A 14431-nucleotide genomic window follows, 5' to 3' on the forward strand; every position below is an offset into this window, starting at 1 on the left:
GACCCGCTTAGCCTTTGCCCACGAGGACGCGATCAAGACCAAACAGACGGTCGATAATCACCATGGTCACGGTTGCAACGAGGATCATCAGCGCAGACACAGCCGCCATCATCGGATCGATGGATTCGCTTGCATACATATACATGCGGACCGGAAGCGTGACGGTGGATGGCGAGGTGACGAAGATCGACATGGTCAGCTCATCAAACGAGTTGATGAAAGCAAGCAGCCAGCCACCCGACAATCCCGGCAGCAGCAGCGGCAACGTCACGCGACGGAACACGGTCCATTCGCCAGCGCCCAGCGTACGCGCTGCGTTTTCCGCATTGCGATCCATGCTGCTCAGTGATGCCAGAATGAGGCGCAGTGCATAAGGCGTTACAACAATCACATGCGTTGCGACCAGCCAGCCAAACGAACCCGTAAGGCCCATCAACGAAAAGAGACGCAGGAAAGCGACGCCAAGCACCAGATGCGGAATGATTAGCGGCGACAGAAACAAAGCATTGAGCGCATCGCGGCCACGGAAATTATACTGCGCAATGGCAAGGCCTGACGGAACGGCAAGCAATGTTGATATCGTTGCGGAGAAGATTGCGAGTTTCAGCGAATTCGAGAACGACGTCATGAAGTCGTTATGCGCGAATACGGCATAGAACCAGCGCAACGAAAAGCCGTTCCACGGCATGGTCAGCGTGTTTTCAGGCGTGAATGCCACCAGACACACCACAACCATTGGCGCCAACATGAAGATGACGACCAGCGTGTGGAAAAGAAGAGCAAAAGGACCGTTTTTGACCATGGCCGTTACCCCAGCTTCTTTCTCGCCTGCCCTTCAAGCATGCGATTATAGGCGATCATGATCACAAGATTGGCGACCAGAACGATGATGGCGATGGCGGCACCAAGTGGCCAGTTCAGCTCGATCAGGAATTCGTCATAGACGACGGTCGCCGCCATTTTGAGACGACGCCCGCCAAGCAGACCCGGAATAGCAAACGAACTTGCCGAGAGCGCAAAGACGATCAGGCTGCCAGACAGAATACCGAGGACCGCCTGCGGGAACACCACGCGGCGCAGCGCTGTGAAGCGTGATGCACCAAGCGTGAGCGCAGCGGCTTCAACCGTCGGATCAAGCTTTTGCAGCACGGTCCAGACAGGGATCACCATGAAGGGCAGCATAATATGCACAAGGCCGATCACGATGGCCGTTTCAGTGTAGAGGATTTGTTGGGCTGGCAGACCGACAAATTCCAGCACGCTGTTCACAAGCCCGTTGCGGCCCAAAAGCATACTCCAGCCAAAGGTACGCACCACAACCGAAACCAGCAGCGGGCCAATAATCACCAGCAGGAAAATCGAGCGCCAAGGTGCGCGCATATTGGACAGAATGTAGGCTTCCGGTACGCCGATCAGCACAGTGATCACAGTGGTAATAAAGGCAAGCTTGAGCGTGCGCCAGAAGATGTTCAGGTAATAAGGGTCCTGAAGCACTTGGGTATAATTGGAGATCGTATAGACGGCCTCAATGCCTTTGTCATAGCTGTAGCTGTTGAACGACAACATGACGGTGAGTGCCAGCGGCAGCAGCACCAGCGCAAAAAACATCAGAGTGGATGGACCTGTCAGAAAGACCGGCATCCAGTTCCGCCGTTCTTTCGTCTCACCGGAACCTGTTTGTAAAGCGGCACTCATGATCAGTGCGCCCCCTTCTCAAGAACACGGCAATGCTCATGATCCCATGATAAGCCGACCCTGCTGCCTTCGATGGGCGGCGGGTTGCCGAGATTTGGCAAAGCGACCGACAACATGCCGGCAGGCGTCAGCACGCCGAGCAGCCACTGTGCGCCCATAAAGTAACGTGTCGTGACTTCACCGCTGACATGGCCCTGATCTTCATCAACGAGATGCACTTTTTCCGGTCGAATGAAGACAGAAACTTCGCCCGACGCAGACACGTCCTTTGCAGGGAAACGCACCTGCGTATCAGCCAGCGTAATATGCTCGCCATCGGCATGGGCTTTGAGGAAATTCGACTTACCAACAAAGTTGGAAATAAAATGATTATGCGGATGCTCATAAAGCTTGTAAGGCGCATCGACCTGCGTGATCAGACCTTTTTCCATCACCACGATGCGGTCGCTGATCGACAGCGCTTCCGCCTGATCATGTGTTACCATGATCGTTGTGATGCCAACCGTGCGCTGAATGCGGCGCAGTTCAAACTGCATTTCTTCGCGCAGCTGCGCATCAAGATTGGAAAGCGGCTCATCAAGCAATAACACCGGAGGATTGATGACCAGTGCGCGGGCAATCGCCACACGCTGACGCTGACCACCGGACATTTCACGCGGATAACGATCAGCCAAGGCGCTCAGACGCACCAGTTCCAGCACATCGCGAACGCGCTTTTCGCGCTCGGCCTTTGGCACTTTGCGCATTTCAAGCCCGAAACTCACATTCTGCGCCACGGTCATGTGGGGGAAGAGTGCATAGCTCTGAAAGACCACGCCCAGTTCGCGCTTGGCTGGCGCAAGGCGGGTGATCTCGCGGCCATCCAGTGTGATCGTACCGGACGATGGCGGCACAAGGCCAGCAATCATCTGCAAGGTTGTCGTCTTGCCGCAGCCCGAAGGACCCAGAAGCGAGATGAACTCTCCCTTTTCAATCTCCAGATTGAAGTTATCGACGGCTGCGAACTTGCCGTAATAACGGGAAATATTGGAAAGGGTCAAAAAGCTCATCGGGTCTCCCTCTCGGCAAGCCTTCCGCCATAGGCTGGGGGAGCGGAAGCGCCGTGATGTTGTCTCACGTCGCCTCTTCGATAGGGCTTGGCTGGCGGAAGCGGTTCGACCGCGCATAAAGCGCTGATCAGACTTGGATCGTTTGAACGCGTGATTATCCGGCCAAAGATGCGACCGCAGCGTTCCCCTTACTTCAAGTTAAAACCGCCGATCCGCTTACAGCATCCACTGGATACCTTGCCGGACCTTCCCATTGGCGACGGATTTTAAATGGCAGAAAATTTTGAACGATTACAAATTATAATTTTCAATTTCGGAAGAAATTATATATTTCTTTTAATATACAGAATTTGGAAGCAATTTTATGGATGATATATCAGAGAATATGAAATCTGGCGCCGCGCTTAACTCAAGTTTGGTGAAGGCAATTCATATTTTAAAAGGTCTGGCCAGTAGCACCGAAGACGGTGTCCGCCTGATTGATCTGGCCCGCGATCTGGAATTAAGCCAGCCTTCGGCCCATCGTTTGCTCAAGACGCTGATTGCGGAAAACCTTGTCGAACAGCTTCCCGACAAGAAGGCCTATCGTCTGTCGCTCGAATTTTTTGCCATGGCAGCGCAAGCACGTCAGCGCGATGGAATTTTGAGCCTCGCCCGTCCTTCCCTCTTGCGACTTTCAACCACCTTCAACGATACCGTCTTCCTGCTCGTGCGCAGCAATTTCGATGCGGTCTGTCTTGATCGCGTGGAAGGGCCGTTTCCGATACGCTCTTATACTGGCGATATCGGTGGCAAGGTGCCGCTTGGCATCGGCCAGGGCAGCCTTGCCATTCTGTCCTTTCTGCCGGAAGAAGAGCGCGAGGCGATCATCCGTTTCAACATGCCCCGCATTCTGGATAAGGCCACCATTGACGAGGTTGATCTTCGCATCATGATCGCGGAGGTGCGCGAAACTGGCGCATCCACCTTCAACTTCAACATGATTGACGGCATGGCGGGCTTAGGCGTTCCAGTATTAAACCGCAATGGCGAAGCGGTAGCGGCACTCAGCATCGGCACACTGGCCTCGAGACTCACCGAAAAACGTCAGCACACGATCACGGAACTTTTGCAGCGTGAAGCAGCCGCTATTTCCGAGAAACTCAACCCTTTTGACCCGGCTTTACGTCACCCCAGTCAGGCATTCGTGAAATAATCGAACGCTTTAATAGCCTCCCGCGCAATAGCTTACCTTGTCCACAGACGTTCTAAAAATTGGAGATTGACTTGCACTTGCCAGCATCGTTTGATCGGGCAAGTGTGGGGGATCTGTAAAAAGAGGCGAAAAGCCCGAAACAGAAATTCCATCTCTTTATTGATGTAAAAATGGAGTTCTGTTGTGTTCAAGTTCACCAGACGGGGAATGTTTCATCTTGCCCTCGCTCTCGCCGGCTCTACGGCGCTGGGCAGCGTTGCCACCACGGCAGCACAGGCACAGGACAAGATCCTGCTCATCATCAATGGCGCGCTCGGCGATAAATCTTTCTTCGATTCCGCCGCCAATGGCATGAAGATGATCAAGGACAAATATGGCGACGACGTCGAAACCAAGATTCTCGAAATCGGTGACGATCCAACCAAGTGGGAACCCGTGTTCCTCGATGCCTCTGAACAGGACTGGGATCTGATCATCGGCGGCACCTACCAGATGTCGGAAACCGTAGGCTCCGTTGCGCAGCAATATCCGGACAAAAAATATGTCCTCTATGATGCAAGCGTGCCTTACGAAGAAGGCGGCTATGACAACGTTTATTCCATCCAGTACAAACAGAACGAAGGCTCTTATCTCGGTGGGATGCTGGCGGCCTCGCTGCTGAAAGACGGCAAGCTCGGTGAAGCAGGCAATAAGCTGGGTTTCCTTGGCGGCATGGACATTCCCGTGATCAACGACTTCCTCGTTGGTTATATTGCGGGTGCGCAAGCCGTTGAGCCGGATGTAAAGGTTGCGATTTCCTATGCCGGTTCCTTCATGGATGCGGCGAAGGGCAAAGAGCTTGGCCTTGCGCAGTATCGTGCTGGCGTGCCCCTCGGCTTTGTCGTTGCCTCGCAGACCGGCCTCGGCCAGCTTTCGGCGGCAAAAGAAACCGGAAAATATGTGCTGGGCGTCGATTCAGATCAGGAAGCCATCTTCAAGGACAGCGATCCGGCCATGGCCAAGCAGGTCGTCAGCTCCGTTTTGAAAAACGTTGATGTCAGCCTTTTGCAGGCCTATGACCGCTTCAAGGAAGGCAATCTTCCATTCGGAAAGGCCGAAGCGCTGGGCTTGAAAGAAGGCGCTGTCGGCATTGTGCAGGATGGCAACATGGCTTCCATGGCCTCACAGGAAACCAAAGATGCTATTAAAAAAGCATCTGATGAAATTTCTGAAGGCAAAATCTCCGTTCCAACCGCATTTGGCATGAGCACAGAGGATCTTAACGCGATCCGCAACAAGGTTCGTCCATAATCGTGGAAAAACAATCTGGAACCGTTGAAGGCGGCGATGCAATCGTCGCCTTCCGAGATGTGAGCAAGGTCTATCCGAACGGCACTGTAGCACTGCGCGATGTGTCCTTTTCGATCCGCGCCGGTTCGATCCACGCCATTTGCGGCGAGAACGGTGCAGGCAAATCCACGCTCATGAAAATCCTGTTCGGCATCGAAAATGCCACCGCAGGCGAGATCGTGATCGACGGCCAGACGATCTCATCATGGTCGCCGGAAGATGCCAGCGCCCGAGGTATCGGCATGGTGCATCAGCATTTCTCGCTGGTGCCGACACTGAGCGTCACCGAAAATATCATTCTCGGCCATGAGCCGGTAAAAGGCGGCTTTATCGACCGTGTTAGCGCGCGCAAAAGCGTCGAAGAGCTGATGCAGCATTATGATCTGCATGCCGATCCGGATGCGATCACAGGCACGCTTTCGGTTGCAGCCCAGCAGAAGGTCGAAATCCTCAAGGCGCTGGCGCGGCGCACAAGGCTGCTGATCCTGGATGAGCCGACCGCCGTTCTTTCGCCCCCCGAAATTGAAGAGCTGATGCGCAGGCTGAAAGCCCTACGCGATGAAGGCATCACCATTCTCTTCATTTCTCATAAGCTCAATGAAGTGCGCGAACTGGCCGAAAGCGTCACGGTTTTGCGTGCAGGCGCGGTTGCAGGAACCGAAAAGCTCGCCGATGTGCCAGACGACGCCATCATGCAGATGGTTATGGGCCATGCGGTCGAAATCCCGCAACGCGCACATAAGCTCGACGCAACGCAAACAGTGCTTGAAATGAAGGGCGTCACCATTGAAGCCCTCGACCCTGCCGACCGTATCCGCGATGTAAACCTTACCATTGGCGCAGGCGAAATCGTCGGTGTTGCGGGTGTGGATGGCAGCGGCCAGCGCGGACTGGTTTCCGCTTTGTCTGGTCTGATGCACGCATCTCAAGGTACAATCACCCTGAACGGCGCAGATATGGGTGCCGCCGACACGGCCAGCTGGCGCAAAAAAGGCCTGGCCTATCTGCCTGCCGACCGCTTTTCACAAGGCGGTGCGCCGGGCTTGTCTCTGGCTGAAAATACGATTGCTGGCACAGATGGAGACCGCAACACTGATTTTGGCCCGTTTCTGCGCTGGAGCGCGATCAAAGCGCGTGTCAGCGGCATGATTAAACAATATTCGGTGCGTGCAGGTGCAATCACCGAAAGGCTCGACTCGCTGTCAGGCGGCAATGCGCAGAAGCTGATTGCCGCGCGCGAACTTGCCACCAATCCTAAATTCCTGATCGCCGATCAGCCAACGCGCGGCATTGATGTTTCAGCAGCAGCCTTCCTGCATCGGCGCATCGATGAAGTGGCGCAGGGCGGCTGCGCTGTGCTTCTCATTAGTGCCGATCTCGATGAACTGCTGCGGCTAAGCGATCGCATCGTCGTGTTCTTCAATGGCCGGATTGTTGCCGTCCTCAAGAACGGACCCGATATTACGCCGGCAGTCCTTGGACCTTATATGCTGGGCACGCGAGCATGATCCCAAAAAGTGAAAAACGGTTTTTGGTTAAGATCATGCTTAAGCAGAGAGTTACAGCTTAATGCGTAGATTTATATCCTATCTTATTCCCTTCTTTCTGACCGTCTTGGTGATCGGCGTCATCATGGCGCTGCTCATTGTGCCATTGGCCCTGATGCAGGATAATCCGGCTGGTGTGCTCAAAACCTTCTTCCTCGGGCCATTCGGCAGCATTCGCCATATGGGCAATGTGGTAGAAGCGGCAACACCGATCATGCTGACGGGCCTTGCCATCACCATTCTTTTCCGGTCTGGCCTTTTTAATCTCGGTGCGGAAAGCGGCTTCTTCCTTGGAGCACTGGGTGCCGTTGCGGGTGCCGTTCTGCTGCCATCGCTTGGCTGGTTCACACTGCCGGTCGCCATTTTGTGCGGCGCCGTTGCGGGCAGCTTTGCCTGTACGATCCCGGCAGCGCTGCGCCTGCGCTTTGGCGCATCTGAAATGGTGACATCGCTGGTTCTCAACTATGCCTTCCTGTTTCTTGGACTGTTTGTGCTCAATTATGTGATCCGCGACCCGGCTGCAGGCGGCATGATGTCCATGCGCATTCCACCCGAAGCAAAGCTTGACAGGCTTCTGGCAAGCACGCGCTTGAACTCCGGCTCGATCATTGCCATTCTCGCCTGTATCGCAGGTGGCATCTGGCTTTACTGGACACGTTCCGGCCTCAATATCCGCATTGCAGGCTCCAGTCCCGGATTTGCAAACCATCTGGGCCTGCCGCTCAAAGGCATCATCATGCGCGCGCAAATTGTGGGTGGTTTGGTGGCGGGAATGGCGGGTGCGCTGGAAGTTCTGGGCCTGCATAACCGCTTCTCATGGCTTGATCTGCCCGGTTATGGCTGGACGGGTCTGGTGGTCGCCATCCTTGGTCGAGAAAACCCGTTTCTCCTCATTCCGGCAGCACTGTTTCTGGGCTTTGTTCAGATTGGCGGCGATCTTCTCGCGCGCAATATGAATATTCCCACCGAAGTTGTTGGGCTCATAACTGCTGCCATTATGGTGGGAGCAACCGCCGGGGTGATTCATAATCATCCGACAGTGCTGCGTGTGATCCGCAACCTACGCAATCGGGAAGGAGAACAGTCATGAGCGCAGTTCTTGCACAAATTCTCGATCCAGCCTTTATCGCAACCATTCTGCGTGTCGCCACCCCCTTGTTGCTGGCAGCGCTGGGCGTAATGATTTCCGATCGTGCAGGTGTGTTGAATATCGGCATGGAAGGCATGATGCTGATTGCAGCACTGATTGCGGTTCTCGCAAGTGCGGCGACGGGAAGCCCGGCCATCGGTCTCCTCGCAGCCCTTATAGTCGGTGCCTTTCTTGGTTGGCTTATGTCCCTGTCGGTCAACAAGCTCCGCACCGATCTCATTATGACCGGCATCGCACTCAATATTGCTGCGGCAGCAGGCACCACGCTGGGGCTATTTCTTGCCACCGGCGACAAGGGCATGTCGGGCGCACTGAAAAGCGGCGCGTTGCCAAGTTTTGCCATTCCCTATATCGGCAATATCCATATTCTGAGCTTTGCCGCATTGCTGGCTGTTCCAGCCGTCAGCCTTTTGATGATGCGGACACGGTTCGGTCTTCATCTGCGCGCAACCGGTGTTGATCCGAAATCGGCGCGTGCAGCAGGCATTCACACCGGACGCGTTCAGATGCAGGCGCTCATACTTTCGGGCATCTTTGGCGGTGCAGCAGGTGCCTATCTCTCGCTCGGCTATGTGACATGGTTCGGCCAGAACATGACCGCTGGTCGTGGCTTCATCGCCATTGCAGCCGAAGTGATGGGACAGGGAACAGCGTGGGGAACGCTGGTCGCAAGTCTTGTGCTGGCTGCAGCGGAATCGCTGGCAATCACCTTGCAAAGCCTCGGACTGCCGTTCGAGCTGATGCAGATGATCCCTTATCTCGTGCCCGTTGTGGTGCTGACGGTACACGCCGCAAGAAGACAGCGGCGTGCAAGACAGTTGAAGAAATCCTGATATGCATGAAAACGAGAAAAACATGAAAGCCTGGGAGCTGACACGCGATCTGCTGCGCGACACGAAGCCTGTTATACGCACCGCAGAAGAGCAGACATGGGACGCAAGCGCCGTCATGAAGGCGCAAGACGATCTCATGGCCATGTTCTGGAAAAGCAATGTGCCGGGTTCAGCAGCACCCGAATGCCTGATGGCCGGTGCGCTGCAATCGCTTGAAAACAAGGGTTATGTGCTGGCACCCTATGCAGAGCTTCTGCGCGACGGGCTTGCAGCATTGGAGCGCTCTGATTTTGAAACGCTTTATCGCATCGATATGCGTTTGCGCATACTCATGCGCGCGGCAAAGCCCGATCCCGAGCATCCATCGCAGAAAACCATCCGCTTTGCATCATGGGACGCGTTTGACGCGAGCGTGAAGTGGCCGGAAGATGTCGCTTACCCTATCCAGTCTGATGATTTCCGCGACCGTACCGCGGGCGCATGGATGGCGCAGCTGGTGGGTGCTGCGGCTGGCACAGCACTTGAGGGCTATACGGCTGAGAACATCATGGAGGTTTTCGGTCCAATCCGCGATTATGTGCGCGAGCCCAACACTTATAATGACGACATCACCTTTGAGATCGCCTTTCTGGAAGCCTTTGGCGAAAAGGGTTCTTCTGTGACCAGCGTCGACATTGCCGAACGCTGGACCTCGCTGATCCCGCTAGGCTGGTCGGCGGAGGCAATCGCCCTTTCCAATATGCGTCGCGGCCTCACGGCGCCTGAAACAGGCACGTCCGACAATCCGTTCGATGAATGGATCGGCGCTCAGATGCGCGGCACAATCTGCGGCATGGTCGTGCCGGGACGTGCGCGTGAAGCTGCCCGCCTTGCCTGGATGGATGCTGAAATCTCCCACGCCGGAAACGGAATTCTGGGCGAAGTTTTCAATGCTGTCATGGCGGCCCGCGCCTTTGCGGTTCAAAACACGCGCGAATTGCTGGTCTCAACCGCAGCGCTTTTCTCGACCGAAACAGAATATGGCGCGGTTCTCGCTTTCGCGCTTGATGCCTGCTGCACTGCTGACAACTGGCAGGATGCCTGGGCAAAATGCGACGCCGAATATGCCGAGTATAACTGGATTCACGTCACGCCAAATGCTGCGGCACAAGTTGTGGCACTCTGGTTCGGCGAAGGTGACTTCGACCAGACGCTGGAAATCGTCTGCGGCATCGGCCACGACGTTGACTGCAATGCCGCGCAGATTCTGAGCATGATCGCCATCCAGCATGGTCCCGGCATTATCGCAGAACGCTGGTCAAAACCGCTCCTCGCCGATGACATCGTCACCTATATGCGTCGCCCGGCAAAAATCTCCTTCAATGCGCTTGTCGACCAGACAGTTCGTGCAGCGCGCAACGCTCTTTAAAATCCCCTATTAGGAACACATCATGGCCCGTAAAATCATTATCGATACCGATCCCGGTCAGGACGATGCAGTAGCCATTCTTCTGGCGCTCGCAAGCCCTGAGCTCGACATTCTCGGCATCACCGCCGTTGCAGGCAACGGCCCGCTGGCTCGCACTGAAATCAATGCCCGCACCATCTGTGAAGTGGCGAAAAAGCCGGACACAAAAGTATTTGCAGGCTCTATCCGTCCGCTGGTGCGCCCGCTCGTGACGGCTGAAAACGTCCATGGCAAGACCGGCCTTGACGGTTATGATCTGCCTGCACCCACCATGCCGCTTCAGGCGCAGCATGGCGTTGATTTCATTATCGAAACACTGATGAAGGAAGAAGCTGGCACCGTCACTCTCTGCCCGCTCGGCCCTCTCACGAACATTGCATCAGCCCTCATCCGCGAACCGAAGATCGCAGAACGCGTCAAGGAAATCGTGCTGATGGGCGGCGGCTATTTCGAGGGCGGCAACATCACGCCATCGGCGGAGTTCAACATCTATGTCGATCCACATGCAGCCGCGGTTGTGTTCAAATCAGGCATTCAAATCACCATGATGCCGCTTGATGTCACGCACAAGGTGCTGACCACCGAGAAGCGCATCGCAGCCATTCGCGGCCTCGGCACGCATGTCGGCGAAGTGGTTGCTGCATGGCTTGAATTTTTCGAGCGCTATGATGAAGCCAAATACGGCACCGATGGTGGCCCGCTGCACGACCCGAACGTCATCGCCTATCTGTTGAAGCCAGAACTTTATTCTGGCCGTCATTGCAACGTGGAAATCGAGATCAATTCCGAACTGACCATTGGTGAAACAGTCGTCGACTGGTGGGAGGTAACAGACCGTCCAAAGAATGCGCTCTTCATCAAGGATGTCGATGCGGATGGCTTCTTCACGTTGCTGACAGAGCGCCTCGCAACGCTCTAAACACGCTTAAAATCACACAATTGCCACAAAAAAGCCGCGAGATTCATATTCTTGCGGCTTTTTTGCCATCGGTTTTTATGGCTTTTTTGTGATTTATGGCTGTTTTTGCAGAAGTTCGGCCACTTCGTGGGCCGTTGGCGCAGCAGATCCGGCACCCACACGCGTCACGGCAATCGCACCGGAAGCCGAGGCAAAGCGCACGCAATCATGCAGCGACTGACCCTGCGAATAGGCAACGGCAAAGCCACCATTGAAACTGTCGCCAGCAGCAACAGTGTCAACCACCTTCACCTTGAACGGTTCAAAGTGTTTGACCTCATCAGCTGTCACAAGCAATGAGCCGCGACCACCAAGCTTGACGATAACGATCTTTGGACCGCGTTCGAGAAGCTGGCGGGCAGCAGCTTCCGCCGATGCAATATCGGTTGGTTCAATGCCGGTAATTTCAGCGGCTTCGGTTTCGTTGGGCGAGATGATTTCGCTCAACGCAATCAGATCGGCCATACGGCTTGCATCACCCACAGGTGCGGGATCAAGCAACACGGTGCCACCGGCAGCTTTCACAGCCTTTGCAACAGCAAGATTGACATCATGCGGCACTTCACGCTGCAACAGCGTGATTTTTGCTTTCGCAATGTCAGACGCATAGGCATCGATATCAGTAGCGGTCCAGTTTGCATTGGCACCAGCGCAAACAACAATCGTGTTCTGCCCGGCTTCTTCAACCTGAATAATCGCAATGCCGGTATCGACACCATCAATCCTTTTAACACCATCGGTGTTAAGGCCAAACTGCTGCATTTCCTTGACAGCCAATTGGCCAAAGGCATCGTTGCCGACCGCTCCGACGAAACGGACGTCGCCGCCAAGCTTTGCCACCGCAACCGCCTGATTGGCACCTTTGCCGCCAAGACCAATGCCATAGCCGGATGCATTGAGCGTCTGGCCGGGACGTGGCAGTGTTGGCATACGGGCGCTGACATCTACGTTCACACTGCCGAAAATGAAAATTTTCAATGGAATTCTCCACGATTGTAATTGCCGCAGAACATAGCGTCGGTTGTGGCAAACTTCCATGCCATGACGAAAGCCATACACAGTTTGAACATGTCTTTTTCAAACCGCATGATGCGATGCGGGCTTACTCAATAAATATCTTCACGCTGGCAGCGCGTCCGCCTGCATCAACAACGGTCAGTGTGGAATAGCCAGTGCCGTCCGGTAGCCAAGTGGCCGTGCGGCGGCGGTTGGGTTCGGCAATGGGTTTACCATTGGCAAGCCAGCGAAACGGTGCGCGTCCGCCCTGTAATTTCAGCACAAGCGGCGATGCATTTTCGCTCAGGGCTTTCAGTTCGACATGCGCACCATCCGGTGGAAAGACGATGCGCGGTGCAGGCTCAATCGTGGCCTTGAGAACCGGCAGAGGATCGCTGCTCGATGAAAAGCGTATCTGCGTTACGGGAAGATCGGAGCGTGCTGTGCGAAATGCGCCAGCAGGCGCACGCGGCAACGGTACGGAAGCAACACCTGAACGTACAAAGGCGTCAAACAGGATGGGCGCTGCCGAAACATAACCGGCAAGGCCCGGCACAGAACCGCCATCAGCGCGCCCGACCCAGACACCCAGCACATAGCGCCCGTCATAACCAACCGACCATGCATCGCGGTAGCCATAGGACGTGCCGGTCTTGTAAGCGAGGCCGAGGCGTTTCGCGCCTTGCGGCGGCACGACACCGGCTAGAATATCGCCAATCTGCCACGATGCCTGCTCGCTCAGAATAGGAGCCGATGGCTGAACAGGTTCTGAACCTTCGGTGCCGTCACGAAGGGCTGCCCCTCGCCCGCCATTGGCAAGGCCAGTATAGAGCTGCACCAGATCGCGCAGGCTGATGCCCGCGCCACCAAGGCCGATAGCCAGTCCCGGCGCTTCACCTTTCGGCAATTGCAGATTAACCGCCGCCTGTCGAATACGCGTGGTGAGCCGTGCGGGGCCAATTGCATCGAGCAGGCTGATGGTCGGCACATTCAGCGACATTTGCAGCGCCTGACGGATGCTGACATCACCCTGATAGCTCATATCGAAATTGCGCGGACGATAGCCTGCAAAATCCTGCGGGCGGTCCTCGATGATGGTTTCCTGCGCAATCAGTCCCTGCTCGAAGGCCAGCCCATAGATGAAAGGCTTGAGCGTAGAACCGGGCGAGCGCACGGCACGGGTCATATCGATCCAGCCCTGCCGCCTGCCGTCGAAATAATCAGCGGAGCCGACTTCGCCTAAGATATTGCCGTTGCGACTGTCGGCCAGCACCATGGCGACCGATACTTTTGGCCCAAGCTTGGCAGCCGCTTCGCGTGCAACAACTTCAAGCCCAGCCTGCACCGACTTCTTAAGCGTCAGCTGATGCCGGGCCTCGGTCGGTGCCTGTTTCAAAGCGAGATCGGCAAAGTGAGCGGCCAATGAAGGCAAGGGATGACGCGTTGCGGATATGCGCTCACGCGATGCACGCTCGGCTTCTTCGCTCGTGAAAACATCAGACGAAACCATGCGTTTTAGAACGCGATCCCGCGCAGCAACCGCATTCTTCATCTCGCGATCCGGACGGCGGCGCTCCGGCAATTGCGGCAGAGCCACAAGAAGCGCTGCTTCCGATATGGTGAGGCGCAGCGGCTCTTTGCCAAAATAGGCTAACGATGCCGACCGAACGCCTTCCAGATTGCCGCCATAGGGCGCGAGTGTCAGATAACGTTCAAGAATTTCAGATTTGCTCAGCCGTCGCTCAATTTGAACGGCACGCGCCAGCTGCCGGAACTTGGAGCCGAAGCTGCGGCTTTCGCGCGGCTCGATAAGGCGTGCAAGCTGCATGGACAATGTGGAACCACCGGAAACAATACGACCGCTCCCTGCAAGCTGATAGGCGGCTCGAAGAAGCGCTGTAAAATCAATGCCGCCATGATTGTAAAAACGCTTGTCCTCATAGGCGATCATCATTTTCACGAATTTCGGATCGACATCTTCAATGCGGGTATTCAAGCGCCAATAGCCGTCCGGCGTTGCATAGGCACGCAGCAAAGCGCCGTCGCGATCCATAACTTCGGTGGAAATGGTCAGCCGTTCCGGCAAAGGCGGCGGAAAAGCGCGGTCGAGCCAGTCAAGCCCGATAACGGTTCCAAGTGCAGCGATGCCGAGAAACGCGGCACCGCCAATCGCTATTTTCCAACGCCTTTTCATTTGTTTGAGCATGATCTTGTCCGAAAACCGGTTATCCT

General features: G+C 55.4%; 12 protein-coding genes. 7 read left to right on the forward strand and 5 right to left on the reverse strand.

Annotated elements, in window-relative coordinates; translation table 11 throughout:
• Window positions 1-7: 7 nt before the first annotated feature.
• Genes U2P60_RS01425 through U2P60_RS01435 form a run of 3 tightly spaced genes read right to left on the reverse strand, consistent with a single transcriptional unit; the run spans window position 8 to window position 2744 of the window.
• Window positions 8-802, reverse strand: a complete 795-nt coding sequence (locus tag U2P60_RS01425) for an ABC transporter permease (RefSeq protein WP_313828865.1) — start codon at window positions 800-802, stop codon at window positions 8-10.
• 5 nt (window positions 803-807) lie between these two features.
• Entirely contained in the window at window positions 808-1695 is an 888-nt protein-coding gene (locus U2P60_RS01430) for an ABC transporter permease (protein ID WP_413570939.1), read from the reverse strand.
• Between the two features lie 2 nt (window positions 1696-1697).
• On the reverse strand, window positions 1698-2744 hold the full coding sequence (locus U2P60_RS01435) for an ABC transporter ATP-binding protein (RefSeq protein ID WP_413570940.1): 1047 nt from the start codon (window positions 2742-2744) through the stop codon (window positions 1698-1700).
• Window positions 2745-3108: 364 nt separating this feature from the next.
• Between U2P60_RS01435 and U2P60_RS01440 the strand changes: the two genes are divergently transcribed.
• The 7 genes from U2P60_RS01440 to U2P60_RS01470 all read left to right on the forward strand — a co-directional run bounded on the left by U2P60_RS01440 (window position 3109) and on the right by U2P60_RS01470 (window position 11164).
• The gene (locus U2P60_RS01440; RefSeq protein WP_313828868.1) at window positions 3109-3939 is read left to right on the forward strand and encodes an IclR family transcriptional regulator; all 831 of its coding nucleotides are present in this window, start codon (window positions 3109-3111) and stop codon (window positions 3937-3939) included.
• Window positions 3940-4122: 183 nt separating this feature from the next.
• The gene (locus U2P60_RS01445; RefSeq protein WP_413570941.1) at window positions 4123-5229 is read left to right on the forward strand and encodes a BMP family ABC transporter substrate-binding protein; all 1107 of its coding nucleotides are present in this window, start codon (window positions 4123-4125) and stop codon (window positions 5227-5229) included.
• A gap of 2 nt (window positions 5230-5231) precedes the next feature.
• Complete coding sequence (locus U2P60_RS01450) at window positions 5232-6776, forward strand: ABC transporter ATP-binding protein (protein ID WP_413570942.1); 1545 nt, start codon at window positions 5232-5234, stop codon at window positions 6774-6776.
• 61 nt (window positions 6777-6837) lie between these two features.
• Window positions 6838-7905 (forward strand): ABC transporter permease, encoded by a 1068-nt coding sequence (locus U2P60_RS01455; RefSeq protein WP_413570943.1) that lies wholly within the window; start codon window positions 6838-6840, stop codon window positions 7903-7905.
• Window positions 7902-8798: an ABC transporter permease gene (locus tag U2P60_RS01460; protein WP_313828872.1), complete on the forward strand. Its 897-nt coding sequence runs from the start codon at window positions 7902-7904 to the stop codon at window positions 8796-8798. The genes U2P60_RS01455 and U2P60_RS01460 overlap by 4 nt, the downstream gene beginning before the upstream one ends.
• Before the next feature lie 22 nt (window positions 8799-8820).
• A complete protein-coding gene (locus tag U2P60_RS01465) occupies window positions 8821-10206 on the forward strand; it encodes an ADP-ribosylglycohydrolase family protein (protein WP_413570944.1) in 1386 nt (461 codons plus the stop codon).
• A 22-nt stretch (window positions 10207-10228) separates the two neighbouring features.
• Window positions 10229-11164 carry a nucleoside hydrolase gene (locus tag U2P60_RS01470; protein WP_313828875.1) on the forward strand — a complete coding sequence of 312 codons (936 nt, stop codon included), beginning with the start codon at window positions 10229-10231 and terminating at the stop codon, window positions 11162-11164.
• A gap of 93 nt (window positions 11165-11257) precedes the next feature.
• Here the strand turns inward: U2P60_RS01470 and rbsK are convergent, their stop codons facing one another.
• Window positions 11258-12241: a ribokinase gene (rbsK, locus tag U2P60_RS01475; RefSeq protein ID WP_413571958.1), complete on the reverse strand. Its 984-nt coding sequence runs from the start codon at window positions 12239-12241 to the stop codon at window positions 11258-11260.
• Between the two features lie 64 nt (window positions 12242-12305).
• Complete coding sequence (gene pbpC / locus U2P60_RS01480) at window positions 12306-14405, reverse strand: penicillin-binding protein 1C (protein WP_413570945.1); 2100 nt, start codon at window positions 14403-14405, stop codon at window positions 12306-12308.
• Between the last annotated feature and the right edge of the window lie 26 nt (window positions 14406-14431).

The organism is Brucella sp. H1_1004, from assembly GCF_047308065.1.
Classification (GTDB): Bacteria; Pseudomonadota; Alphaproteobacteria; order Rhizobiales; family Rhizobiaceae; genus Brucella; species Brucella pseudogrignonensis_B.